Annotated in this window: 22 protein-coding genes; 14 read left to right on the top strand and 8 right to left on the bottom strand. The window is 63.4% G+C overall.

What is annotated here, in order from left to right:
* Positions 1-5: 5 nt before the first annotated feature.
* Both EDF71_RS16765 and gspG read right to left on the bottom strand, forming a co-directional pair.
* Entirely contained in the window at positions 6-449 is a 444-nt protein-coding gene (locus EDF71_RS16765; protein WP_133857702.1) for a prepilin-type N-terminal cleavage/methylation domain-containing protein, read from the bottom strand.
* A 63-nt stretch (positions 450-512) separates the two neighbouring features.
* A complete protein-coding gene (gene gspG, locus EDF71_RS16770; protein WP_208301071.1) occupies positions 513-968 on the bottom strand; it encodes a type II secretion system major pseudopilin GspG in 456 nt (151 codons plus the stop codon).
* A gap of 65 nt (positions 969-1033) precedes the next feature.
* Between gspG and EDF71_RS16775 the strand changes: the two genes are divergently transcribed.
* Entirely contained in the window at positions 1034-1615 is a 582-nt protein-coding gene (locus EDF71_RS16775) for a type II secretion system protein N (protein WP_133857704.1), read from the top strand.
* Between the two features lie 46 nt (positions 1616-1661).
* Here EDF71_RS16775 and EDF71_RS16780 read toward each other — a convergent pair whose 3' ends face one another.
* The 3 genes from EDF71_RS16780 to ilvA are packed head-to-tail and all read right to left on the bottom strand — an operon-like array spanning position 1662 to position 4671.
* Positions 1662-2246: a histidine phosphatase family protein gene (locus EDF71_RS16780; protein ID WP_133857705.1), complete on the bottom strand. Its 585-nt coding sequence runs from the start codon at positions 2244-2246 to the stop codon at positions 1662-1664.
* Entirely contained in the window at positions 2243-3079 is an 837-nt protein-coding gene (cobS, locus tag EDF71_RS16785) for an adenosylcobinamide-GDP ribazoletransferase (protein WP_133857706.1), read from the bottom strand. The genes EDF71_RS16780 and cobS overlap by 4 nt, the downstream gene beginning before the upstream one ends.
* 23 nt (positions 3080-3102) lie before the next feature.
* Positions 3103-4671 carry a threonine ammonia-lyase, biosynthetic gene (gene ilvA / locus EDF71_RS16790; RefSeq protein ID WP_133857707.1) on the bottom strand — a complete coding sequence of 523 codons (1569 nt, stop codon included), beginning with the start codon at positions 4669-4671 and terminating at the stop codon, positions 3103-3105.
* A gap of 42 nt (positions 4672-4713) precedes the next feature.
* On the opposite strand from ilvA, the gene EDF71_RS16795 reads away from it, so the two are divergent.
* Together EDF71_RS16795 and EDF71_RS16800 are read left to right on the top strand one after the other, a co-directional pair.
* Positions 4714-5154, top strand: coding sequence for a hypothetical protein (locus EDF71_RS16795; protein WP_133857708.1), 441 nt, complete (start codon positions 4714-4716; stop codon positions 5152-5154).
* Positions 5139-5588 carry an OsmC family protein gene (locus EDF71_RS16800; protein WP_133857709.1) on the top strand — a complete coding sequence of 150 codons (450 nt, stop codon included), beginning with the start codon at positions 5139-5141 and terminating at the stop codon, positions 5586-5588. Before EDF71_RS16795 ends, EDF71_RS16800 begins: the two co-directional genes overlap by 16 nt.
* Before the next feature lie 98 nt (positions 5589-5686).
* Here the strand turns inward: EDF71_RS16800 and coq7 are convergent, their stop codons facing one another.
* Positions 5687-6307, bottom strand: coding sequence for a 2-polyprenyl-3-methyl-6-methoxy-1,4-benzoquinone monooxygenase (coq7, locus tag EDF71_RS16805; RefSeq protein ID WP_133857710.1), 621 nt, complete (start codon positions 6305-6307; stop codon positions 5687-5689).
* 323 nt (positions 6308-6630) lie between these two features.
* Between coq7 and EDF71_RS16810 the strand changes: the two genes are divergently transcribed.
* From EDF71_RS16810 to EDF71_RS16850, 9 genes are all read left to right on the top strand, one after another.
* Positions 6631-7686, top strand: coding sequence for a porin (locus EDF71_RS16810; protein ID WP_133857711.1), 1056 nt, complete (start codon positions 6631-6633; stop codon positions 7684-7686).
* 542 nt (positions 7687-8228) lie between these two features.
* Complete coding sequence (locus EDF71_RS16815) at positions 8229-9809, top strand: ABC transporter substrate-binding protein (RefSeq protein WP_133857712.1); 1581 nt, start codon at positions 8229-8231, stop codon at positions 9807-9809.
* Between the two features lie 225 nt (positions 9810-10034).
* On the top strand, positions 10035-11015 hold the full coding sequence (locus EDF71_RS16820; RefSeq protein WP_133857713.1) for an ABC transporter permease: 981 nt from the start codon (positions 10035-10037) through the stop codon (positions 11013-11015).
* A gap of 1 nt (position 11016) precedes the next feature.
* On the top strand, positions 11017-12234 hold the full coding sequence (locus tag EDF71_RS16825; RefSeq protein WP_133857714.1) for a M20 aminoacylase family protein: 1218 nt from the start codon (positions 11017-11019) through the stop codon (positions 12232-12234).
* A 51-nt stretch (positions 12235-12285) separates the two neighbouring features.
* Positions 12286-13860, top strand: coding sequence for an ABC transporter substrate-binding protein (locus EDF71_RS16830; RefSeq protein WP_133857715.1), 1575 nt, complete (start codon positions 12286-12288; stop codon positions 13858-13860).
* Between the two features lie 53 nt (positions 13861-13913).
* Positions 13914-14825, top strand: coding sequence for an ABC transporter permease (locus EDF71_RS16835; RefSeq protein WP_133857716.1), 912 nt, complete (start codon positions 13914-13916; stop codon positions 14823-14825).
* Between the two features lie 35 nt (positions 14826-14860).
* Positions 14861-15859: an ABC transporter ATP-binding protein gene (locus EDF71_RS16840; RefSeq protein ID WP_133857717.1), complete on the top strand. Its 999-nt coding sequence runs from the start codon at positions 14861-14863 to the stop codon at positions 15857-15859.
* 5 nt (positions 15860-15864) lie between these two features.
* Entirely contained in the window at positions 15865-16917 is a 1053-nt protein-coding gene (locus EDF71_RS16845) for a dipeptide ABC transporter ATP-binding protein (RefSeq protein ID WP_243854341.1), read from the top strand.
* 213 nt (positions 16918-17130) lie between these two features.
* Entirely contained in the window at positions 17131-19011 is a 1881-nt protein-coding gene (locus EDF71_RS16850) for a 5'-nucleotidase C-terminal domain-containing protein (RefSeq protein ID WP_243854342.1), read from the top strand.
* A 71-nt stretch (positions 19012-19082) separates the two neighbouring features.
* On the opposite strand, the gene EDF71_RS16855 is transcribed toward EDF71_RS16850, so the two are convergent.
* Positions 19083-19928 carry a MurR/RpiR family transcriptional regulator gene (locus EDF71_RS16855; protein WP_133857719.1) on the bottom strand — a complete coding sequence of 282 codons (846 nt, stop codon included), beginning with the start codon at positions 19926-19928 and terminating at the stop codon, positions 19083-19085.
* Between the two features lie 43 nt (positions 19929-19971).
* Positions 19972-21441 (bottom strand): glucose-6-phosphate dehydrogenase, encoded by a 1470-nt coding sequence (gene zwf, locus EDF71_RS16860; protein ID WP_133857720.1) that lies wholly within the window; start codon positions 21439-21441, stop codon positions 19972-19974.
* Positions 21442-21627: 186 nt separating this feature from the next.
* Between zwf and tal the strand changes: the two genes are divergently transcribed.
* Positions 21628-22575 (top strand): transaldolase, encoded by a 948-nt coding sequence (gene tal / locus EDF71_RS16865; protein WP_133857721.1) that lies wholly within the window; start codon positions 21628-21630, stop codon positions 22573-22575.
* A 53-nt stretch (positions 22576-22628) separates the two neighbouring features.
* Positions 22629-24236 (top strand): glucose-6-phosphate isomerase, encoded by a 1608-nt coding sequence (gene pgi / locus EDF71_RS16870; RefSeq protein ID WP_133857722.1) that lies wholly within the window; start codon positions 22629-22631, stop codon positions 24234-24236.
* The last annotated feature ends 146 nt before the right edge of the window (positions 24237-24382 follow it).

Genomic DNA, 24382 nt, shown 5'->3' on the forward strand with positions numbered 1-24382 from the left:
AGGGTTCAGGGGGCCTGCAGCTCAAAGGGGCGCACACCATCGGTGGCCACGGCAATGCTGCCCGCGCTGCGGTTGGGGTAGGCCAGCACCACCGTCTGGGGGCCGATCAGTGCCTCGGGCCCCAGGATGATATCGCCACTGCTGCGCACCGCCACCGGCGGGTGCAGCCAGGCGCCCTGGCGGGTGCCGCCTTGCAGGCCTTCAATCACAAAGCCCTGGCTGTCCGCCCGCCAGCGCACCGGCTGGCCGCTGGCGCGGGACTGGGCCCGGGCGGCCTCCAACTGCGCGGCCAGGCGCTGGCCTTCGCGCTGGAGCTGGTCCTGGCTGTTGTCGCCCATCGCAAACACCACGCCGGCACTGGCCAGCGCCATCAAGGTGATGACGACCAGCAGCTCCATCAAGGTAAAGCCGCGCTGGCGGCGCGGCTGGAGGGGATGTGGAAAGGGCATGGGGGCCGGAGAGCGGGGCAGCGGGAAAGGCAGAAAGCAGGGATCAGGCGGGCTTAGTGCCGCTTATTGCCAGCTGCCGATGTCGGCATTGTTGCCTTCACCGCCGGCCTGGCCATCCGCACCAAAGCTCATCACATCGACTTCGCCTTTGACGCCAGGGTTCAGGTACTGGTAAGGGTGGCCCCAGGGGTCATTGGGCAGCTTTTCCAGGTAGGGCTTCCAGTTCATCGGCGCAGGGCCGGTGGTGGGGCGGTTGATCAGCGCAGCCAGGCCTTGCTCGGCAGTGGGGTAGCGCTGGTTGTCCAAACGGTAGCGCTTGAGCGCGCCGCCGATGTTGGTGATATCGGTGCGCGCTGCGGTCACGCGTGCTTCGTCGGCAGCGCCAATCACATTGGGCACGATCAGCGCGGCCAGCACGCCGATGATGACCAGCACCACCATCAGCTCGATCAGGGTAAAGCCGCGCTGGATGTTGGCTTGGATGCGGCGTGCAGCCGACTGCGGGCGGAAGGAAAACATCATGCTCTCAGGTCAAAGGGGGTCAAAGTGATGAAACTGACATCTGGGTGCATCATAATCTGCGAATGGTGACACTATCACGCAACCCCTGGTCTCCTCGGCTGGCGGCCGGCCTTTTATGGGCTGGCGCTGCGGCATTGGCGGTGTTCTGGGGGCTCAAGCTGTCGGCGCCGCGCCAGGTGCTGTCGGCCCCCCAGGCCGGTGGCCCAGCCCAGGTGCAGGTTGATGGCGCCGCGATGGCGCGCCTCTTTGGTGTGCAGGATGGCGCGCCTGTTGCCGCTCCTGCTGCCCCCACCCGCTGGCGCCTGCTGGGCGTGATGGTGGGCAAGGACAGTGGCGGTGGCGCTGCCGTCATCGCCGTGGATGACCAGCCGGCCAAGGTGTTCCGCGTGGGCGCTACCGTCGCCGATGGCCTGGTGCTGCAGGCGCTGCGCAGCGATGCACCGCGCGCCGTGAGCCTGGGTGCTGGTGTCGATGGCCCGGCGGCTGTCACCATCAACCTGCCTGCCTTGCGTCCGGTGGATGTGGTGGCTGCACCGATTCCGGCCAATGCCGCGAATGCTGTACCTGCAGCCCCGCAAGCTGCTGCGCCAGTGCCTGCGGCTGCGGCCAATGTGGACCGCAGCACGGGTTCGCTGCGCGACTGATCGCCTAGGCTTTACGTAAAAGTTTGTTGGGCGCTTGCAGTAGCGCTCACAGATCGCCGAACAGCGGCAATCGGAGCCATTCCCCATAAGCGAGTTTGACCGAAGGCCAGTCCTTGGCCAGCGGCAGCCTTTGGCCCCTGGTCAGCAGCCAATGCGCGCATTGCGCGACGCCAGCGTGGCTGATCCAGAGAACGGGCTGGCCGGTTTCCAGCGCCTGCTGGCGTGCGGCATCCAGCGCACGCGTGACGCGCGCCATCATCGTGGCCAGTGATTCACCGCCGCCTGGCGCATAGGCCATAAAGTCAGCTGTCCAGGCCTGCATTTCTTCGCGCGCAATGCCGTCCCAGCGCTGGCCTTCCCAGGCTCCAAAGTCCATTTCTGCGAGATCGTTGCAGGCGCTTAGCTGGAATGCGGGTGCCTGTATCTGCAAGGCGGTGGCCAGTTGTGCGCAGCGCTGCAGCGGGGAGTGCCAGACGGTGCCGGCCGGCAGCGCTTCAGCCGCCCAGGCACTTTGCAGCGCTTGTGCGGCGGTGGCGGTGGCCTTGTCATCAGCGGCCATGTCAGTGCGGCCATAGCAGACGCCCGGCGCTACCAGCGGCTGGGCATGGCGCTGCAGCCACAGCGCCGTCATGCCAGCACCTTGGTCAGCCAACCGCCAGCAGGGCCCAGCGACAGCGCTGCACCCAGGTAGAACGCTATCTCGCTGACCTGCTCGGCAGCGCCCAGGCCATCCCCGGTAAAGCCTTGCAGGCGGCGCTGCAGCCATTGGCGCATCCACAGCGCAGCGGCGGCGCTGAGCACCAGGGCGAGCAGCAGGACCACCCAGCCCTGGGCCAGACCCAGCAGCAGGGCGGCGGGCAAGGACCAGGCCAGGCAGCAAGCCAGGCCTTTGCGGCTGATAAAGGCTGCCAGCGGCTTGCTTTTGGACGAGGCGCTGTCGCCCACATGGGGCAGGCTGCGCACCACAAACATGGGCCAGAGGCGGGCGATGACATGGGCGGCCACCAGGCTCGCCATGGCCAGCGACAGGCTGTGGTTGGCGAGCAGCGCGATCAGGGCGGTCTTGCTGAGCACGGCCAGCACCATGGCCATGGCGCCGTAGGCACCAATGCGCGAGTCCTTCATGATTTCCAGCGCGCGCTCACGCTGGTGGCTGCCGCCCAGGCCATCGACCACATCGCTCAAACCATCCTCATGGAAGCAGCCGGTGAGCAGCACGGTGGCCAAGGTGCTGAGCACGGCAGCGACCAGCGGGCTGTAGCTATTGCCAGATGGCAGCAGCAGGCTGCTGGCGGCCAGCACACCAGCGGCCACCAGGCCCACGATCCAGCCCACGCCGGGGAAGTGGCCAGCGCTGGCGCGCAGCATCTCGGGGCTGTAACCCACCCATTCGCCCAGCTTGCCGGTGACCGGAATGCGGGTGAAAAACTGCACCGCCAACAGAAAATGGCGCAAGGCTTGCATGCTGCGGCTGGGGTGGTTGGGCTTTAGGCCTGCAGGAACAAGCGGTAGGCCGGGTTCTGGGTCTCTTCGATCCAGGGGTAGCCCAGGTTGTTCAAGAACTGCTCAAAGCTCTGCGAGTCTTCCTGGGGCACTTGCATGCCCACGAGGATGCGGCCGTAATCCGCGCCCTGGTTGCGGTAGTGGAAGAGGGAGATGTTCCAGTTCGGGGCCATCAGGCTCAGGAACTTGAACAGCGCGCCGGGCCGCTCGGGGAAGATGAAGCGCAGCAGGCGCTCGTCTTGCGCTAGCTGCGAGCGCCCGCCCACCATGTGGCGCACATGCTCCTTGGCCAGCTCGTCAAAGGTCAGGTCCAGCGCTTCAAAGCCGTTCTTCTGGAAGTTGCGGCAGATCTTTTCCGACTCGCCCTTGCTGTTGGTCGAGATGCCGACAAAGACATGGGCGCGTCGGTCATCGCTGATGCGGTAGTTGAACTCGGTCACGCTGCGTGCGCCACCGGGCAGGTTGCCGATGACTTCGCAGAAACGCTTGAAGCTGCCGCGCTCCTCAGGGATGGTGACGGCAAACAGCGCTTCCTTTTCCTCGCCCACATCGGCCCGCTCGGCGACAAAGCGCAGGCGGTCGAAGTTCATGTTGGCGCCGCTCAGGATGGCGGCATAGGTCTCGCCCTTGGTCTTGTTCTTGGCCACATACTGCTTGATGCCGGCCACGGCCAGGGCGCCTGAGGGCTCGACGATGGAGCGGGTGTCGACAAAGATGTCCTTGATCGCGGCGCAGACGGCATCGGTGTCGACGGTGATGTATTCATCGACCAGGCCATGGGCGACGCGGAAGGTCTCTTCGCCCACCAGCTTGACGGCGGTGCCATCGGCAAACAGGCCCACATCGTTCAGCGCCACGCGCTTGCCTTCGCGGGCGGACTGGATCATTGCGTCCGAGTCGTTCATCTGCACGCCGATGACCTTGATCTCGGGCCGCACCGCCTTGATGTAGTTGGCCACGCCGGCGATCAGGCCGCCGCCGCCAATGGCGACAAAGACCGCATTCAGCGGCGAGGATCCGATTTTCTGCACCTGGCGCATGATCTCCATTGCGATCGTGCCCTGGCCGGCAATGACATCGGGGTCATCAAAGGGGTGGACAAAGGTCAGCCCCTGTTCCTGTTGCAGCTTGAGCGAGTGCTCATAGGCATCGCTGAAGCTTTCGCCGGTCAGTACCACTTCGCCCCCCAGGCCCTTGACCGCATCGACCTTGACCTGCGGCGTGGTGGTGGGCATCACGATCACGGCACGGGTGCCCATGCGGCTGGCCGACAACGCCACGCCCTGGGCGTGGTTGCCTGCCGAGGCACAAATCACGCCGGCCTTGAGCTGCTCGGCCGTCAGGTGGGCCATCTTGTTGTAGGCGCCGCGCAGCTTGAAGCTGAATACCGGCTGCTGGTCTTCACGCTTGAGCAGCACCTTGTTGTGCAGGCGGCGGCTGAGGTTCTTGGCCGAGTCCAGGCTGGATTCAATGGCCACGTCATAGACACGCGCTGTGAGAATTTTCTTCAGGTAATCGGCCGGCGTCAGCGCGGCAGCAGTCTTGGAGGGCATAGGGATGCACGCTAGAGAAAAGAGGCAACGAGAAGGTAGCGCATGCGGATGGCGCGCCTGGTTGATGCGCCAGCCAGCGGGGCATGCGCGGGTGGCGGCATGGGCGGGGGTGGCGAGCATCAGGTGATCGAGAGACCGATGCACTATAACCGCTGGCGTTCACTGGAGCGGACCGGCAGTGGATTTGCGCCGGAGGCGGGCAGAAAAAAAGCCCCTGATGTGAATCAGGGGCTTGAAACCACCATTGAGAGGTGGAGGAGACAACTTGCAAGCTACATCCAGCAGTTTTGGCATCGCCTAGCTGTGGAGCAGCAGATGAGTCCAAGTATAGCGATGTTTCTGTTGCGATGCAGCAAAATAATGCCCGCAACCATTTTTTTCCCCAATGCTGTTGATAGACAGCAACAAATAGCAGGGGTTAGGGCAGATCTGCCACACTTGTGGCGTCTGATTTTTGGAGAGTTGCAATGGAATGCACGGTAACGTGGACGGGTGCGAGCGGCGCCCGCTCGGGAATGGGCTTTGTGGCAGAAACCGGCAGCGGCCATGTGGTGGCCATGGATGGCGCGCCTGACGCAGCCAACCCGGCCAACGGCGGGCAGAACCTGGCCGCCCGCCCGATGGAGCTGCTGTTGGCCGGCACCGGCGGCTGCACCGCCTATGACGTAGTGCTGATCCTCAAGCGCGGCCGCCACGATGTGAAAAACTGCACCGTGGCCCTGAAGGCGGAGCGCGCCGACACCGAACCCAAGGTGTTCACCAAGATCCATATGCAGTTCACCGTCACCGGCAAGGGCATCCCGCCAGCCGCTGTGGAACGCGCCATCGCAATGAGCCACGAGAAGTATTGCTCGGCCAGCATCATGCTGAGCAAGACGGCCGAGATCACCACGGGGTTTGACCTGGTGGAAGCCTAAAAGCGCAGCGCGCAAGCGATGTTGTAGAAAAGCCGCCTTGCAGGGCGGCTTTTTATTGGGCAGCTTGGCCGGCGGTTTCTGTGGCCGGTCGGCTCTCTTTATATATGGTGCGCCGTAACAGTCATCACCTTGGAGGCGATCTTCATCAGCATCCGGGCGGGCAGGGGCACGGGCAGGGCGCCGGCGTCCACCGCTGCGGCGGCATGGCGTTCCTCGTCGGCTTTCATCTGGCTGACGACGGCCCGCGATGGTGCGTCGTGCGCTGGCAACAGCTCCAGGTGGGACTGCAGGTGCAAGGACACCTGGTTTTCCGTTTCCTCGACAAAGCCGAGGCTGGCACGGTCGCTGACCTTGGCTGCCACGGTGCCGATCACAAAAGCGCCGGCAAACCACAGCGGGTTGAGCAGGCTGGGGCGCTCGCCCAGGTCCTGCAGGCGCTGGTGGGTCCAGACCAGGTGGTCCATCTCTTCCTGGGCGGCTTCGAGCAGGTGCTCACGCAGATGCTCATCACGCGTCACCATGGCCTGGGCGGTGTAGAGCGCCTGCGCGCAGACCTCGCCCACATGGTTGACCCGCATATAAGAGGCGGAGAGTTTTTTCTCCTCAGGACTGAGGTCCGCCTCGTCCATGCCGGCAGCGGGCGAGGGGTTGGCCGCACGCGGCGTTGCAAACAGGGTGCGCAGCGCAGTATCTGCTGCGCAAAGGAGTCGTTCTTGCATAGGTTGCCATGCTAACCAGTAGAATACACCCCGCTGCAAACATGGCGAATCTCCTCTGAAACGGCTTGTTTTGCAGCAAATTTTTGTCGAAAAATTGGACGGCGGCTGACATTCGTTAAACGTTGCACTCAAGCAACGATTTACAGCGAATAGGTCCTCAAGTGGGGGAATTTGTTTGCGCAACCGCCTGCGGTCTGTTGAAATAGAGAGAACTTCCACACTAGGAGGTTGGCGCGGGAGCAGGTAGAAGTTGTGCAGAACCGTGAGGCTGACATCAACCCCCCCGTACCAGCGCCGTCTGTTAAACCTTGGAGTAACTCGCAATGAAAAAATCTCTTGTTGCCTTGGCAGTGCTGGCCGCTTCCGGCGCCGCAATGGCTCAATCTTCCGTGACCCTGTTCGGTATCGTTGATGCTGGCGTGACCTACGCTAAGACCAGCGGTGGCGAAAGCAACTACGGTCTGACCAACTCCGGTAACGCCACCAGCCGTCTGGGCTTCCGCGGCGTGGAAGATCTGGGTGGCGGTCTGAAGGCTGGTTTCTGGCTGGAAGGCGCAATCCAGAACGACAGCGGTACCGCTTCCGGCGGCGGCGCTGCAGGTCCTGGCTTCGAGTTCAAGCGTCGTTCCACCGTGTCCCTGATGGGCAACTTCGGTGAAGTGCGTCTGGGTCGTGAACTGACCAGCGCTTACAACGTGGTTTCCGGCTACGACGTGTTCGGCCAAGTTGGTATCGGCCAAAACTTCAGCTTCGGCAACGGCACCTACGGCTTCGGCGACCCAGTTCGCGTGGGCAACATGGTTTCGTACTACACGCCTAACATGTCCGGCTTCACCGCTGGCGTGAACTACGGCTTCGGCGAAACCGCTGGTGACAGCTCCGCTAAGCGTTATGTTGGCGTGACCGCTGCTTACAACAACGGCCCTCTGAGCGCCGGCATTGGTTTCGACCAACAAAACGATCCTACCGCCAGCTTCGAAAAGGCACAAAGCCTGGGTCTGGGCGCTGCTTACAACTTCGGCGCTTTCAAGCTGTCGGGTCTGATCCGTCAAGTGCAAAGCACCCCAGTTGGTGGTGGCAGCAAGGCTAAGTTCCAGTCCGCTGGTCTGGGCGCAACGGCTGCTGTCGGCGCTGCTGGCGAAGCCCGTCTGGCTTACAACTACTACGACAACAAGGAAATCGAAGGCAAGGCTCACCAGCTGTCGCTGGGCTATGTCCACAACCTGTCGAAGCGCACCGCTCTGTACGGCACCTACGCTTTCCTGAAGAACCAGAAGAGCGAAACCATGAGCCTGTCGGCTAACGGCCTGGGCATCGACCCAGCTGGCGCTGGCAAGAACCAAAACGCTATCACCGTTGGTGTGCGTCACGCTTTCTAATGAATGGCTAGGGTGACCTAGCTACTCAAACTGAAAAGCAAAAAGCCCGTCGAAAGACGGGCTTTTTTTATGCCTGTTCGCTGTGCGTTGCTCTGGGGGCTGGAGGTGCTACAGACACTGTTGCGGTAGCATCAAAGCTGGCTCGCGCATTGGAATGCCTGATGCCTGCTGCGGAGGCCAAGCCATAGATCGGCTTCAAACCCCGCCGCCTGCTGTTCCTTTCTGCCAACGCCAAGGGCTGCCGCTGCGCGCCTTGTTGCAGCCTTCCTACAAGCAGCACGCTGTATCGCTGTTGATAGACCTCAAGATGCAGCTGTTCTGCTTTCTTGCGGATAGAGCGAGCGGAGGCCGTCGCGGCCCTGTGATGCAGCCCTTTCCCTATTTGGCAGAAGAAGCCGTGTTTTGCCCGACAAAACACCTGCTTTTGCCCGTCACCTAACAGAAATAAACGGGACTCGGGAATATCCCCGCCTTGGGGGAAGCACCATGCGGAAGATCGATTCCTTGCGGCATAGTGAAGCACTACTATTCTGCGAGGACTTATGAAACAGCCTTCTCTTGCTCTGGTTGCGATAGCGGTAGCCACCGTTTTGTCAGCTGGCGTGGCCCAGGCCAAGCCCTTCAAGTGGGCCAGCCAGGCCGATGTCGCCAGCTGGGATATCCACGCGCAAAACAATGGCCTGCACAACGCCATTCATCCCTACGTCTACGAGACCCTGGTTACCTACAACAGCACGACCTTCGCGGTCGAACCGCTGCTGGCCACCTCTTGGAAAGAGGTGACTCCCAAGCAGATGCGCTTTGCATTGCGCCAGGGCGTGAAGTTCCAGGACGGATCGAGCTTTACCGCCGATGACGCCGTGTTCTCGCTCACGCGCGCGATGGCCAAGACCTCGAACTACGGCCCCTTTGTGCAGGGCATCGAGAAGGTCGTCAAGGTGGACGATGGCACCATCGACATCTTCATGGTCGACCCCAACCCGGTGCTGCTGCGCCAGATGACCGAGCTGCGCATGATGAGCAAGGCCTGGTCGGAGAAGAACAAGTCCACCGAGCCGATGGACATCAAGAAGTCCGACGAGAACTTTGCCCACCGCAATGCGATGGGTACCGGCCCCTTCATCCTCGAGTCCTGGCAGCCCGATGTGCGCATGGTGCTCAAGAAGAACCCCAACTGGTGGGGCCAGATGCCGGGCAACGTGACCTCGATCACCTATACCCCGATCAAGTCGGCGCCGACCCGCATGGCCGCGCTGCTGTCGGGCGAGGTGGACATGCTGCTGGACCCGACGCCTCAGGATCTGAACCGCCTGCGCGCCAGCCCGGATCTGAAGATCCTGGAAGGCCTGGAAAACCGCACGATCTTCTTCGGCATGGACCAGTTCCGCGACGAACTGCCGGGCTCCAACGTCAAGGGCAAGAACCCGCTCAAGGACCAGAAGGTGCGCCAAGCGCTCTACCAGTCCATCGACATCCAGGCCATCACCAAGACCATTCTGCGTGGCCTGGGCAAACCCACCGGCACCCTGGTGGCGCCGCAGGTCAATGGCTGGACTGAGGCAGTGGGCCAGCGCCTGCCCTACAACCAGGATGCGGCCAAGAAGCTGCTGGTCGAAGCCGGTTACCCCGACGGTTTTGAAGTCGACTTTGCCTGCCCCAACAACCGCTACATCAGCGACGAGGCCATCTGCCAGGCGGTGACGGCGATGTGGGCCAAGGTGGGGGTCAAGGCCAAGCTGCGCACCCTGCCGATGGTCACCTATTTCCCGATGATCCAGCGCAACGAAGCCAGCATCTACATGCTGGGCTGGGGCGTACCGACCTTCGATTCGCTCTACAGCCTGCAGTCGCTAGTACGCACCGTCGGCAAGGGCGGGGACGGAAATTACAATGTCGGCCGCTACAGCAATGAGCGCATGGACTACCTGGTGGACCGCGTCAAAACGGAAACCGACCAACCCGTGCGTACCCGCATGCTGACCGAGGGGCTGCAGCTGTCCAACGACACGGTCTCCCACCTGCCGCTGTATGACCAGGTGATCCCCTGGGCGATGAAGAAAAACATCGACCTGGTGCACCGCGCAGACAACCGGGTGGACATCAAACTGGTGACGGTCCGCTGATCGGCGCTGAGCGGTTTGCAGGCCTGCTGCCCGGTGCGGCAGCAGGCCATTTCATAAAAAGCGAAAGAAGAATAGGCAGACAACACGGGTGCTGGGGATGCACTGCAGAACCCTCGCCGTTGGGATGGATGTGGATCGTTTAATACCGCGTTCAGACCAGGGCAGGGCGTTTTGCAGAGGGTTTCTTGGGCACCTTCCCTCTGTTTGTCACGATGAGAGTCAGCCATGTTTGCATTCATATTGCGCCGATTGATACAGGCGGTGATCGTGATGATCGCCGTGGCGTTCATTTCCTTCATGTTGTTCCAGTATGTGGGTGACCCGGTCACCTTCCTGCTGGGCCAGGATGCCACCCCACAGCAGATTGCCGAGTTGCGCAGTGCGCTGGGGCTGGACAAACCCTTCTTTGTGCAGTTCTGGCACTTTCTGGTGAATGCCGCCCAGGGCGAATTCGGCATCAGCCTGCGGCAGGGCGCCAAGGTCTCGTCCTTGATTGCCGAGCGCTTCCCGGCGACCTTCGAGCTGGCCATGGTGGCCGCCTTGCTGGCCCTGGTCATCGGCGTGCCGATGGGCGTGTATGCAGCGCTGCGGCGCGGCAGCTTCATGAGCCAGGTGTTCATGACCCTGTCGCTGCTGGGCGTGTCCTTGCCGACCTTCCTGATCGGTATCTTGCTGATCCTGATCTTCTCGGTGCATCTGGGCTGGTTCCCGAGCTTTGGCCGTGGCACGACGATGCAGCTGGGCTTTTGGAGCACTGGCCTGCTGAGCGCCAAGGGCTGGCACCACATCATCCTGCCGGCCATCACCTTGGCGGTCTTCCAGCTCACCTTGATCATGCGTCTGGTGCGCGCCGAGATGCTGGAAGTGCTGCGCACTGACTACATCAAGTTTGCCAAGGCCCGGGGCCTGAGCAACCGCACCATCTACTTTGGCCATGCCTTGAAGAACACGCTGGTGCCGGTGATGACCATCACCGGTCTGCAGCTGGGCGGCCTGATTGCCTTCGCCATCATCACCGAGACCGTGTTCCAGTGGCCGGGCATGGGCCTGCTGTTCATCCAGGCGGTGACCTTTGCCGATATTCCCGTCATGGCCGCCTACCTGTGCCTGATTGCGCTGATTTTTGTGGTGATCAACCTCGTGGTCGATCTGTTGTATTTTGCTGTTGACCCGCGCCTGCGCGTCGAAAAATCGGGAGGGCACTGAGATGCCACGTCTGCCTTATAACGCGAGCTCGCGCGCCTTTTCTCACCTGGCCCAGATCCATCCGGAGCTGACGGCCTTCCGCCGTGACCTGCATGCCAATCCGGAGCTGGGTTTCGAAGAAAAATACACCGCTGCCCGCGTCAGCGAGGCCTTGCGGCTCTGCGGCGTGGACGAGATCCACCAGGGCATCGGCAAGACCGGCGTGGTCGGCGTGATCCGGGGCCAGAAGCACGGCAGCGGCCGCATGGTCGGCCTGCGCGCCGACATGGATGCGCTGCCGATCACCGAGCAGGGCAATTGCAGCTGGCGTTCGGGCAAGCAGGGGTTGATGCACGCCTGCGGCCATGATGGCCACACCGCCATGCTGGTGGGCGCGGCCCGCTACCTGGCCGAGACCCGCAATTTTGACGGCACCGCCGTGCTGATCTTCCAACCCGGCGAAGAGGGCTATGCCGGTGCGCGCGAGATGATCCAGGACGGCCTGTTCGATCGCTTCCCGGTCGATTCGGTCTATGCGATGCACAACTGGCCTGCGATGCGCCAGGGGATGATCGGCATCAACCCCGGCGCCATGATGGCGGCGGCTGACCGCATCCAGATCAATATCACCGGCAAGGGCGGCCATGGTGCCCATCCCTACCAGACCAATGATGTGGTGCTGGCATCGGCCCATCTGATCACCGCCATCCAGTCCATCGTCTCGCGCAATGTGCGCGCGATCGATGCAGCCGTCATCAGCATCTGCGCGGTGCAATCCGGTGACCTGGCCGCCTTCAGCGTGACGCCTGGCTCATCCACCCTGGTGGGCACGGTGCGCACCTTCAACCCCGATGTGCAGAACATGATCGAGCGCCGCCTGGGCGAGCTGTGCCAGGCGCTGGGCCTGGCCTTTGGTGTGAATGCGCAGCTGCAGTACGAGCGCTCCTACCCGGCGACGATCAACACCTCGGATGAAGCGCTGTTTGCCGGCGATGTGGCGGCCGATCTGGTCGGTGAGCCACTGGTGGTGCGCAACATGGATCCGAGCATGGGTGCGGAGGACTTCTCCTTCATGCTGCAGCAAAAGCCCGGCGCCTATCTGCGCCTGGGCCAGGCTGTGGGTGACGACATCATTCCGCTGCACAACAACCGCTACGACTTCAATGACGATGTGCTGCCGCTGGGTGCGGCGCTGCATGCCGGCATCGTCGAGCGTGGCATGCCACTTGCATTGGGCTAAAGCCTCAGCACCCGGCCCCGGTTGGGCCGGACTTCAGAAAAGGGGAAAACGATGAAACACACGATGAGCAAGACCTTGTTGGTATCGATGTTGGCTGCCGCCTATGTTTCCGCCGGCGCGCAGACCGTGCGCATCGGTTCCCAGGGCGATGCCCTGTCCATGGACCCGCATTCCTTCAATGAGACGGTGCAGTTGAGCGTGACCGGCAACGTCTACGAGCCCCTGGCCGGCCGCAACAAGGATCTGAGCCTGCGCCCGGTGCTGGCCACCAAGTGGGAGCAGATCTCGCCCAACGTCTGGCGCTTCACCCTGCGCAAGGGCGTGCAGTTCCATGATGGCACGCCGTTCACGGCTGATGATGTGGTGTTCTCGATGATGCGCACGCAGCTGGAAGGTTCGGACATGAAGTCCTACACCAACCCCATCAAGGAAACGCGCAAGGTCGACGACTACACGGTCGACATCGAGACCCAGGACCCGGCCCCGATCCTGCCGAGCATGATCTCGCAGGTCTACATCATGAGCAAGGCCTGGTCCGAAGCCAACAATGCTGTCAACCCGGTGGACCGTCGCAAGGGCATCGAGAACACGGCCTCGTTCAAGGCCAATGGCACCGGCCCCTACCGCGTGCGCGAGCGCCAGCCCAATGTGCGCACCGTCTTCAACCGCAGCGCCAACTACTGGGACAAGATCGACGGCAATGTGCAGGAAGTCGTCTACACGCCGGTGGCCAACGATGCCACGCGGGTGGCCGCGTTGCTGTCGGGCCAGGTCGATGTGATCGACCCGGTGCCGGTGCAGGATCTGGACCGCGTGGCCAACACCGGCAGCACCCGCGTGGTGTCCGGACCGGAGCTGCGCGCCATCTTCATGGGCATGGACCAGAAGCGCGATGAGCTGCTGAACTCCAGCGTCAAGGGTAAGAACCCGTTCAAGGACAAGCGCGTGCGCCAAGCCTTTTACCAGGCCATCGATATCGAAGGCCTGCACAAGCAGGTGATGCGCGGCGCATCGGGCAACCTGGCCACCTTGATCGGCAAGGGCGTCAATGGCTATCCCGAGGACATCAAGCGCCTGCCTTACGACCCGGCCGCTGCCAAGAAGCTGCTGACCGAGGCGGGCTACCCCGATGGCTTCTCGCTGACCTTGAACTGCTCGAACGACCGCTACATCAATGACAGCCGCATCTGCCAGGCGGTGTCGGCCAACCTGGCCAAGATCGGCGTCAAGGTGCAGCTCAATGCCGAGACCAAGGGCACGTATTTCCCGCGCATCATGCGCAACGAAACCGCCTTCTACATCCTCGGCTGGACGCCCTCCACCTACGACGCCCACAACCCGCTGCTGGCCTTGATGAACTGCAATGACGGCAAGGGTGCCGGCGCCTTCAACTACGGCAACTACTGCAATCCCAAGGTCGATGCCTTGACCCACCAGGTGCAGTCCGAGACCGACACGACCAAGCGCAACCAGGCGATCCACGAAGCGCTGCAAACCGTGGCCGACGATGTGGGCTACCTGCCGCTGCACCAGCAGTTCATGAACTGGGGTGTCAGCAAGAACGTGGAGCTGGTGCAGATGGCCGATGGCTTCATGCCCTTCAAGTGGATGACGGTGAAGAAGTAAACGCCCCGGGCCGCTGCCTTGCAGCGGCCAGCGATTAGAGAGAGAAGATGACGATGAAAAACAGAATCAGGCGCTGGATGGACAGCGATGTGGGCTACAGCTTTCGCAAGTCGCCCACGGCCATCGTGGCGGCCCTCATTGCGGCGGTATGCGTGTTCTGCGCGCTGTTTGCCGGCTGGGTGGCGCCCCATAACCCCTTTGACCTGACCACCCTGGAGCTGAGCGACGCGCGCATTCCGCCGGTGTGGAGCGACGAGGGCGGCTGGAAGTACATCCTGGGCACCGATGACCAGGGCCGCGACATTCTGTCGGCGCTGATGTATGGCGCCCGCATTTCGCTGATCGTGGGCCTGGCCTCGGTGGCCTTGTCCGTCGTGGTCGGCGTGGGCCTGGGCCTGCTGGCCGGCTTCAAGGGCGGCTGGATCGATTCGGTGCTGATGCGCCTCTGCGATGTGATGCTGTCCTTCCCCGCCATTCTGGTGGCCCTGCTGATCGCAGGTGTGGGCCGCGCGGTGTTCCCCAATGCCAATGAATCGCTGGCCTTTGGCGTGCTGATCATCTCGATCTCGCTGACCGGCTGGGTGCAATACGCACGCACGGTGCGTGGCTCGACGATGGTCGAGCGCAACAAGGAATATGTGCAGGCCGCCCGCGTTACCGGTGTGGCGCCGCTGCGCATCATGGTCAAGCATGTGCTGCCCAATGTGCTGGGCCCCGTCATGGTGCTGGCCACCATCCAGGTGGCGACGGCCATCATCACCGAGGCGACCCTGTCCTTCCTGGGCGTGGGCGCGCCGCCCACCTCTCCATCGCTGGGCACCCTGATCCGCGTGGGCAATGACTACCTGTTCTCCGGCGAATGGTGGATCACCATCTTCCCGGGCCTGATGCTGGTGCTGATCGCGCTGTCGGTCAACCTGCTGGGCGACTGGCTGCGCGATGCGCTCAACCCGCGCCTGCGCTGATGGTGCGGACACAAGACGAATAAGGAACAACCACGATGTCATTGTTGGAAGTTAAAAATCTGGTGGTCGAGTTTCCCAATCGCCATGGTGTGCTGCGGGCGCTGGACAATATCTCGTTCTCCATCGCCCCCGGCGAGATCCTGGGCGTGGTCGGTGAATCGGGCGCAGGCAAGTCGCTGACCGGCGCATCCATCATCGGCCTGCTGGAGCCGCCAGGCCATGTGGCCTCGGGCGAGATCGTGCTCGAAGGCGAGCGCATCGACAACCTGTCCGCGGACAAGATGCGCCATATCCGGGGCCGCCGCATTGGCGCGATCTTCCAGGATCCGCTCACCTCGCTGAACCCGCTCTACACCGTGGGCCGCCAGCTGATCGAGACCATCCAGACCCACCTCAAGCTCTCGGCGACCGAGGCGCGCCAGCGCGCGATCCAGCTGCTCAAGGACACCGGCATTCCGGCGGCCGAAGAGCGGATTGACCATTTTCCGCACCAGTTCTCCGGCGGCATGCGCCAGCGGGTGGTGATTGCGCTGGCGCTGGCCGCCGAGCCCAAGCTGATCGTGGCCGACGAGCCCACCACCGCGCTCGACGTGTCGATCCAGGCGCAGATCATCAGCCTGCTCAAGAACATCTGCCGCACCCGTGGCGCGGCCGTGATGCTGATCACCCATGACATGGGCGTGATCGCCGAGACCTGTGACCGGGTCGCGGTGATGTATGCCGGCCGTATTGCAGAAATCGGCCCGGTGCATGAGGTGATCAACCACCCGGCGCACCCCTATACCCGCGGCCTGATGGCGTCCATCCCCGATATGGAAGCCGACCGCGAACGCCTCAACCAGATCGATGGCGCCATGCCCCGGCTCAATGCCATCCCCAAGGGCTGCGCCTTCAACCCGCGCTGCCCCCAGGTGTTTGACCGCTGCATGGAGCAGCGCCCCGAGCTGATGACGGCTGGCGCCACTCAGGCCGCCTGCTGGCTGCATGCGCCCGATTACCAGCCCCAAGTGGCTGCCACCGAGGACACGGTATGAGCGAGATGGCAACCATGACGAACAAGGACGCAGCAGCGCTGCCAAACGCGGGCGACAAGCAGCCCCTGGTGCAGGCCCGTGACCTGGCCAAGACCTTTGATGTGTCCGCACCCTGGCTCAACCGGGTGCTGGAGCGCAAGCCGCGCAGCCTGCTGCGCGCCGTCGATGGCGTGAGCTTTGACATTGAAAAGGGCAAGACCCTGGCCCTGGTGGGCGAGTCCGGCTGCGGCAAGAGCACGGTGGCGCGCCTGTTGGTGGGCTTGTACGGCCCCACGCGCGGCACCTTCACCTTCGACGGCCAGGATGCGCATGCCGCCTTCCGCGACCCGAACGCGCGTGCCATGCGCCGCCGCGTGCAGATGATCTTCCAGGATCCCTATGCCAGCCTGAACCCGCGCTGGTCGGTCGAGCAGATCATTGGCGAGCCGCTCAAGGAGCATGGCCTGATCACCAATACCGAGCAGCTCAAGGCCCGCGTGGCCGAGCTGCTGGTGCAGGTGGGCCTGGCGCCGATGGACATGCTCAAGTACCCGCACCAGTTTTCGGGCGGGCAGCGCCAGCGCATCTCCATCGCCCGTGCACTGGCGACCGAGCCGGAGTTTCTGGTCTGCGACGAGCCCACCTCGGCGCTCGACGTCTCCGTGCAGGCCCAGGTGCTGAACATCATGAAGGACCTGCAGAAAAAGCGCGGTCTGACCTATCTGTTCATCTCGCACAACCTCGCGGTGGTGCGCCATGTCAGCGACCAGGTGGGTGTCATGTATTTGGGTAGGCTTGTAGAGCTGGCCGATAAGCAAACCCTGTTTGCCAAACCACGCCACCCCTATACGCGCATGCTGCTCGATGCCATTCCGAAGATGCACGACACCGGCAAGGCGCGCACCCCCGTGCAGGGCGAGGTGCCCAATCCGCTGAACCCACCCACCGGTTGCGCCTTCAACCCGCGCTGCCCGCTGGCCAATGAGCGCTGCCGCAGCGAGCGCCCACAGCTGCTGGACGATGGTGGCGTGAAGGTCGCCTGCCATGCGGTGGAAGAAGGGCGCATCCCCGTGCTGTGATGCAGCGGTTGCCGCCTGCGCTTCACGCAGGCAAGCCATCCAACCGGCGTCCTGGACGCCGGTTTTTTCATGGAGCGGGTGCCTTGACAAGCCCCTTTGGTATTACAGAAAGTCACACCTACGTCATCTAGCGGACAAACCATAGAGCTCTTTGTCAAAACGGAGAGAGCAGAAATGGTTGCATTGTCAGTGCGAGAGGGTGCACGTCAGGTGATGGTTTGGACGGTGTGCGGTGTAGCGGCTGCCGTGTTGGTGGCTTGCGGTGGAGGCGGCTCCAGCGACAACGACAGCGAAAAAGACGATGTGCTGACGATCCTGCACATCAACGACCACCACTCCACCTTGGCCAGCAAGACGGCCACCCTGCAATTGCCCGTGGACGGCAAGACCACGGCCGTGACCGTGGACGCCGCAGGTTTCCCCCGCGTGACGGCCGCCATCGAAGCGATCGCTGCCCAGTCGACCAATGTGCTGAAGCTGCACGCCGGCGATGCGGTGACCGGTACCCTGTACTTCAACCGCGCAGGTGCCGATGGTGAGGCCGACATGGCCATGCTCAACACCGTGTGCTTTGATGCCTACACCCTGGGCAACCACGAATTCGACAAGGGCGACTCGGGCCTCAAGGGCATCCTGGACCGCCTCAAGTCCGGTGGCTGCACCACGCCGGTGCTGAGCGCGAACGTGCAGTTCGGCGCCAACTCGGCCCTGAACGCCAGCCGCGCACCGAACATGGTCTCGCCTTCCACCGTGGTGGAACGTGGCGGCCAGAAGATCGGTATCGTCGGTCTGACCATTGCGCAAAAGACCAAGGCCTCGTCCAGCCCGGACCCAGACACCTTGTTCGAAGACGAAGCCGTGGCGGCCCAGCGCGAGATCGACAAGCTGCAGGCCCAAGGCGTCAAGCGCATTGTGCTGCTGAGCCATATTGGCTACGACAACGACCGCACCATCGCCAAAAAGCTGCGCGGTGTGGACGTGATCGTCGGCGGTGACTCGCACACCCTGCTGGGCCCAGACGCGATGAAGACCATCGGTGTGGGCACGCCAGGCGGTGCCTACCCCACCAACACCACCGACCTCGACGGCAAGCCCGTCTGCATCGTGCAGGCCTGGGAATACTCGCAAGTCGTGGGCGAGCTGAAGGTCAAGTTCGACAAGGACGGCGTGGTCAGCCAGTGCGAAGGCACGCCGCACGTGCTGATCGGCGATGATTTCAAGATCGCCGGCACTGCCGCAACCGAAGCCCAGCGCACGTCCATCATCAGCAGCGTAAATGCCGCCGGCTTCCTGCGCATCACCGCGCCTTCGGCCCAGGCCGCCGCCGTGCTCAAGCCTTTCACCGAAAAGGTTGCCAACTTCAACGTGACCAAGGTGGCCTATGCACCGCAAGAGCTGTGCTCGCGCCGTGTACCGGGCGGCGAAGGCAGCTCGGACTACAGCCGCTCCAGCGCGGCCTGCAACACCGAAGGCAGCGTCAGCCTGCGCGGTGGCGACATCCAGCAGCTGGTGGCCCAGTCCTACCTGGAAGTGGCCAACGAACACTACGGCGGTGCCGACATCTCGCTGCAAAGCGGTGGTGGCGTGCGCATTCCTTTGAACGGTGAAGTGACCGCTGCCAATGCGATCCAGGTGCTGCCGTTTGGCAACATGCTGTTCCGCCTGGATGTGACCGGCACCGAAGTCAAGGGCATGCTCGAAGACGGCCTGGAAGCCGTGTACGGTGTTGGTGGCTCGACCGGTCCTTACCCTTACACCGGCGGCATGCGCTTTGACGTGAATGCCAAGGCCGCCTTTGGCAGCCGTGTCACGGGCATCGAAGTGCGCGACACCACCACCGGCCAATGGGCTGCGCTGGACCAGGGCAAGACCTACCGTCTGTTCGTGCTGAGCTTCAACGCCAACGGCGGTGACGGCTACAAGACCCTGGCCTCCGTGCCTACAGCGCGCCGCCTCGACATCGGCGTGCTCGATGCCGATGTGTTCTTCAACTACATCGAATCGCAGCCCAAGGATGCAACGACCGGTCTGCCAGCGCTCAAGCGCCTGTCTACCGACCTGTACAGCACCAAGAGCTTTGTGGACGCGCGTTAATCGCTGACGCCGCATGACGAAGGGGCAGCCTAGGCTGCCCCTTTTTTCGTTCTGGCAAGGTAAAAACGCCGTCAGGTATAGCGCTTGGCGTGCAGGTTGTCCTTCATCTGCTGCAGCACCGGCTGCAGCGGCTCGCCGATGCGCAGCGCCACGCTGGTGGCCAGCACATCCAGGATCAGCAGGTGCAGCAGGCGCGAGACCATGGGGCTGTAGCGGTCGTAGCCCTCGGGGTGGTCGGCCGCCAGGTGGATATTGGCCGCACGTGCCAGCGGTGAGCCACTGGCGGTGATGGCAATCGTTGTGGCGCCATTGCGCTTGGCGATGTCGGTGGCATCCATCAGGTCGCGGGTGCGGCCGGAGTTGGAGATGACGATGGCGCAGTCGCCCGCGCCCAGCATGGTGGCACTCATCACCTGCATATGGCCATCGCTGGTCGCCAGGCTGGTGACGCCCAGGCGAAAGAACTTGTGCTGCCCATCCTGGGCGACGATGCCGGAGTTGCCCACGCCATAGAACTCGATGCGCTTGCCCGCCTGCCAGGTCGCCACGATGGCGCTGGATGCCGCCTCCAGCGCCGTGGTGCTGGCGGCATTGCGGTAGGCCAGAAAGGCCGCGACCGAGTTGTCCACCACCTTGACCAGCACATCGCTGGTCTTGTCATCGGCATCGACGCTGCGGTGGATAAAGGGCACGCCTTCGCTGACGCTGCCGGCCAGCTTGAGCTTGAAATCGGCCAGGCCGTCATAACCCATGCTGCGGCAAAAGCGCACCACGGTGGGCTTGCTGACATGGGCCAGTTCGGCCAGCTCGCGCACCGGGCGCGAGGCAAAGGCACGCGGATCGGCCAGCACCAGGCGCGCCACGCGCTGCTCGGCCGGTGCCAGCGAGGGGAGGGAGGCGGTGATGCGGTCTAGCATGGCGTTACCTTGAAGCGGGTGAAGCGGTGGTGGGCGGCGGCGGTCAAAACTCTTCCATCCAGCTGTGGCCGTCGCGCGCCACCAGCGCGCTGGCGGCGCCCGGGCCCCAATGCCCGGCCACATAGGGGCGCGGGCTTTCGCCACGGGCATTGGCCTGTTGCCAGGCCTCCAGAATCGGCTCCACCCATTGCCAGGCGGCCTCCTGCTCGTCGGCGCGCACAAACAGGTTCAGGCGCCCGGCGATCACATCGAGCAGCAGGCGTTCGTAGGCGCCCACGCGCTCGGTGCCGAAGCGCTGGTCAAAGTCCAGGTCCAGCGCAGCCGGCGACAAGGTCTGCACGCCGCCGGTATCGGCCTGGCTCTGCGCGGCGGCCATCAGCTGCAGGGTCAGGCCATCCTTGGGCTGCAGGTGGATGGTCAGGCGGTTGGCGGCACCCAGCGGCGTGCGGTAGATGGCATGCGGCACCTGGCGGAAATGCACCACGATCGAGGCCTCGCGCCCGGCCAGGCGTTTGCCGGTGCGGATGAAGAAGGGCACGCCGGCCCAGCGCCAGTTGCTGATCTCGGTGCGCAGCGCCACAAAGGTTTCGGTCTGGCTGTTGGGGGAGACGCCTTCTTCCTGGCGGTAGCCCGGCACCGGCTTGCCGGCAATCTGACCGGCCGCGTACTGGCCGCGCACCACGTCGCGGATCACCGTCTCGGGTGTCCAGCGCTTGAGTGATTGCAGCACCTTGAGCTTTTCATTGCGGATGGCATCGGCATCGGCGCTGATGGGCGGCTCCATGCCAATCGCGCAGAGCAGCTGCAGCGCATGGTTTTGCACCATGTCGCGGAGCGCGCCGGTGCTTTCGTAGAACTCGCCGCGCTTTTCCACACCCAGCTGCTCGGCCATCGTGATCTCGATGCTGGCGATGTTCTCGCGCCGCCACAGTGGCTCGAAGATGGCATTGCCAAAACGAAGCGCCAGCAGGTTCTGGACCGAGGGCTTGCCCAGGTAGTGGTCGATGCGGAAGATCTGCGCTTCGGAAAACACCTCGCGCACGGCCGCGTTGATGGCGCGGTTCGATGGCAGGTCATGCCCCAGCGGCTTTTCCAGCACCACGCGGGTGCGCTCGGTGGCCAGGCCCGCAGCGCCCAGCTGCTCGCAGACGGTGGTGAACAGCGAAGGCGCCGTGGCCAGGTACATCACGACGGTGTCGGCATCGCGCGCCTGCAGCAGCTCGCGCAGCGCGGCATAGTCGGCCGGCTGCGACAGGTCCATGCGCAGGTAGTGCAGGTGCTGGGCAAAGCGGGCAAATTCCGCATCGCTGGGCCGCTTGTCGGCCTCGACCTCGGCCAGCCGCTGGGCGATCAGCGCGCGGTACTCGTCGTCGCTCATTGCGCCACGGCCTACGCCGATGATGCGCCCGTCGGCAGGCAGGCTGCCATGGCGGAAAGATTGAAACAGCGCGGGCAGCAATTTGCGCCAGGCCAGATCGCCGGTGCCACCAAACAAAACCAGATCAAAACGCATGAAACTTCCTGAACATCAAGGCAGGGATTAATGTAACTCAGTTTCACGGACATAGGAGAAGCCGTAGAATGCAGACAGCCTCAAACCGCGCATAAGTTCGGTTAAGCTTGAGCGCCCCTCGTGTTGGCCGCCGTGCGCAGGAGGGGAGACAAGCACGTCAGACCGGATATTGACCAAGAGCAGACCATGAACCAACTCGATGCACTCAAAGCGCTGACCACGGTAGTGGCAGATACCGGTGACTTTCACCAGCTGGCGCAGTTCCAGCCGCAAGACGCGACCACCAACCCGTCCCTGATCCTCAAGGCCGTGCAAAAGGCCGATTACGCGCCGCTGCTGACCGAGACCGTGCAAAAGTTCCGCGGCAAGCCGCTGGACGAGGTGATGGACCGCCTGCTGGTGCGCTTTGGCGCCGAGATCCTGTCCATCATTCCGGGCCGCGTGTCGACCGAGGTCGATGCCCGCCTGTCGTTCGACACCGATGCGACGGTGGCCCGGGCCCAGCGCATCATCGCGCTGTACGAGGCTGAGGGCGTACACATCGATCGCGTGCTGATCAAGATCGCATCGACCTGGGAAGGCATCCAGGCCGCCAAGGCCTTGGAAGAGCAAGGCATCCACACCAACCTGACCCTGCTGTTTGCGCAGTGCCAGGCCATTGCCTGCGGCCAGGCCAAGGTGCAGCTGATCTCGCCTTTTGTCGGCCGTATCTATGACTGGTACAAGAAGCAGGCCGGCAGCAACTGGGACGAGGCCGCGATGGCCGGCGCCAACGACCCGGGTGTGAAATCGGTCAAGGCCATTTTTGATTACTACAAGCATTTCGGCATCACCACCGAAGTGATGGGCGCAAGCTTCCGCAATATCGGCCAGGTCACCGCGCTGGCTGGCTGCGATCTGCTGACCATCTCGCCTGAGCTGCTGGCCCAACTGGCCGCTGCCGATGCACCGCTGCAGCCCGCGCTGAACGCCGAAGCGGCCAAGGCGCTGTCGCTGGAGCGCGTGCAGTACGACGAAGCGGGCTTTCGCTTTGCACTGAACGAAGACGCGATGGCCACCGAAAAGCTGGCCGAAGGCATACGCGCCTTTGTGGCCGATGCCATCAAGCTCGACAAGTTGTTGCAATCGGCCTGATCGGGCGGCTGCCAGCCCGCCTGGCAGCCCCGTGCAGCCATTTACACTGTCCTATGAACCGAGAATGTGCGACGCAGCGCAAGCGCTGCGATGAAACCCCCGCGTGGCAAGAACTGCAAAAATACTACGACGCTGAGGGCCGAGGCCTGGACCTGCGTGCGGCCTTTGCCGACGATGCAACCCGGCTGGACCAGTTCAGCCAGCAGGCGCCCCATCTGTTAGCCGACCTGTCCAAGAACCTGATCGACAGCCAAAGCCAGCAGCTTTTGCTGCAGCTGGCCCTCGATTGCGGTCTGGAGCAGGCACGCGATGCGATGTTTGCCGGTGCGCAGGTCAACTGCTCCGAAGGCCGGGCGGCCATGCACTGGTTGCTGCGCCAACCCGCCGAGGGCCTGGAGCGCTGGTTGCCCGATAGCCCCGCCTTTGTGCGTGAGGCCCTGGCCGATGTACACGACAGCCTGGCACAGATGCTGGCGCTGGCCGAGCAGGTGCGTGCCAATCCGCAGATCACCGACATCGTCAACATCGGCATCGGTGGCTCGGACCTGGGCCCGGCCATGGTGGTCAATGCGCTGGAGGACTGGCGCATTGCCGGCAAGCGCTTCCACTTTGTGTCGAACGTGGACGGGCATGAGCTGGGCCATGTGCTGGCGCAGACCCGGCCCGAGAGCACCTTGTTCCTGGTCGCGTCCAAGTCCTTCACCACCCTGGAGACCATGGTCAACGCGCATTCGGCGCGCGACTGGTTCCTGGCGCAAGGCGGCAGCGAGGACCGCAGCGCGGCGCTGTCGATCTCCAAGCATTTCTGGGCGCTGACCACCAATACCGAGGCGGCAGCGGCCTTTGGCATCGACACCACCCTGGGTTTCTGGGACTGGGTCGGCGGCCGCTACTCGCTGTGGTCGGTGATCGGCCTGCCGATTGCGATTGCGGTGGGGGCCGAGTCCTTCCGGGCCATGCTGCAAGGCGCGCATGACATGGATGTGCACTTCAAGACCGCGCCGCTGGCGCAGAACCTGCCGGTGCGCCTGGGCCTGCTCGATGTCTGGTACCGCAATTTCCACGGCTTTGCCACGCGCTGTGTGGCGCCCTACAGCCATGGCCTGCGCCGGCTGTCGGCCTACCTGCAGCAGCTGGAGATGGAAAGCAATGGCAAGGGCCGCGATGTGCAGAACCAGCCGCTGCCCTTTGCCACATCGCCCGTGGTCTGGGGTGAGCCCGGCACCAATGGCCAGCACGCCTTTTTCCAGATGATCCACCAGGGCCGCGATGTGATCCCGGTGGAGTTCATTGCTGCGCGTGAGGGCGGCAAGAACCTGGCCAGCCACCAGAACAACCTGGTGATCAATGCCATTGCGCAGGCCCAGGCGCTGCTGGTGGGCCGCACCGAAGAGCAGGGCCCCAAGTACTGCCCGGGCAACCGGCCCAGCACTTTCTTGTTGATGGACAAGCTCACCCCCACCTCGCTGGGGGCGTTGATCGCGCTGTACGAGCACCGTGTGTTTGTCAGCGGAGCGCTTTGGGGCATCAACAGCTTTGACCAGTGGGGCGTGGAGCTGGGCAAGCAATTGGCCAAGGACCTGTTTGCCCGCCGCGACCAGGGCGACTGGCAGGGCGTGGACCCTTCGACCGTGGCGTTGGTGAGCCGCTTGGCGCCATAAGGCTGATCGCCAGGCACTGCCGTCTGCTGCTAACGCAGATACGGCAGTGCAGCACGGTGTTTCCAAAACAGCAACACATGCTTCGAAATACGCGCTAGGGATTGGCGCGACTCTCTGGAATACTCGGAGGCTGGATGCGCTGGCGC

The sequence above is a fragment of the Comamonas sp. JUb58 genome, from assembly GCF_004364775.1.
Classification (GTDB): Bacteria; Pseudomonadota; Gammaproteobacteria; order Burkholderiales; family Burkholderiaceae_C; genus Comamonas.

Bases quoted from the DNA above. Each gene is read 5' to 3' on its own strand.
- EDF71_RS16850 (WP_243854342.1), top strand. From the start codon at position 17,131: ATGGTTTGGACGGTGTGCGGTGTAGCGGCTGCCGTGTTGGTGGCTTGC.
- EDF71_RS16795 (WP_133857708.1), top strand. From the start codon at position 4,714: ATGCGGATGGCGCGCCTGGTTGATGCGCCAGCCAGCGGGGCATGCGCG.
- EDF71_RS16835 (WP_133857716.1), top strand. From the start codon at position 13,914: ATGAAAAACAGAATCAGGCGCTGGATGGACAGCGATGTGGGCTACAGC.
- cobS (WP_133857706.1), bottom strand. From the start codon at position 3,079: ATGCAAGCCTTGCGCCATTTTCTGTTGGCGGTGCAGTTTTTCACCCGC.
- EDF71_RS16810 (WP_133857711.1), top strand. From the start codon at position 6,631: ATGAAAAAATCTCTTGTTGCCTTGGCAGTGCTGGCCGCTTCCGGCGCC.
- EDF71_RS16800 (WP_133857709.1), top strand. From the start codon at position 5,139: ATGGAATGCACGGTAACGTGGACGGGTGCGAGCGGCGCCCGCTCGGGA.
- EDF71_RS16840 (WP_133857717.1), top strand. From the start codon at position 14,861: ATGTCATTGTTGGAAGTTAAAAATCTGGTGGTCGAGTTTCCCAATCGC.
- EDF71_RS16855 (WP_133857719.1), bottom strand. From the start codon at position 19,928: ATGCTAGACCGCATCACCGCCTCCCTCCCCTCGCTGGCACCGGCCGAG.
- coq7 (WP_133857710.1), bottom strand. From the start codon at position 6,307: ATGCAAGAACGACTCCTTTGCGCAGCAGATACTGCGCTGCGCACCCTG.
- EDF71_RS16780 (WP_133857705.1), bottom strand. From the start codon at position 2,246: ATGACGGCGCTGTGGCTGCAGCGCCATGCCCAGCCGCTGGTAGCGCCG.
- EDF71_RS16820 (WP_133857713.1), top strand. From the start codon at position 10,035: ATGTTTGCATTCATATTGCGCCGATTGATACAGGCGGTGATCGTGATG.
- EDF71_RS16815 (WP_133857712.1), top strand. From the start codon at position 8,229: ATGAAACAGCCTTCTCTTGCTCTGGTTGCGATAGCGGTAGCCACCGTT.
- EDF71_RS16845 (WP_243854341.1), top strand. From the start codon at position 15,865: ATGGCAACCATGACGAACAAGGACGCAGCAGCGCTGCCAAACGCGGGC.
- gspG (WP_208301071.1), bottom strand. From the start codon at position 968: ATGTTTTCCTTCCGCCCGCAGTCGGCTGCACGCCGCATCCAAGCCAAC.
- EDF71_RS16765 (WP_133857702.1), bottom strand. From the start codon at position 449: ATGCCCTTTCCACATCCCCTCCAGCCGCGCCGCCAGCGCGGCTTTACC.
- ilvA (WP_133857707.1), bottom strand. From the start codon at position 4,671: ATGCCCTCCAAGACTGCTGCCGCGCTGACGCCGGCCGATTACCTGAAG.
- EDF71_RS16825 (WP_133857714.1), top strand. From the start codon at position 11,017: ATGCCACGTCTGCCTTATAACGCGAGCTCGCGCGCCTTTTCTCACCTG.
- zwf (WP_133857720.1), bottom strand. From the start codon at position 21,441: ATGCGTTTTGATCTGGTTTTGTTTGGTGGCACCGGCGATCTGGCCTGG.
- pgi (WP_133857722.1), top strand. From the start codon at position 22,629: ATGAACCGAGAATGTGCGACGCAGCGCAAGCGCTGCGATGAAACCCCC.
- tal (WP_133857721.1), top strand. From the start codon at position 21,628: ATGAACCAACTCGATGCACTCAAAGCGCTGACCACGGTAGTGGCAGAT.
- EDF71_RS16775 (WP_133857704.1), top strand. From the start codon at position 1,034: ATGGTGACACTATCACGCAACCCCTGGTCTCCTCGGCTGGCGGCCGGC.
- EDF71_RS16830 (WP_133857715.1), top strand. From the start codon at position 12,286: ATGAAACACACGATGAGCAAGACCTTGTTGGTATCGATGTTGGCTGCC.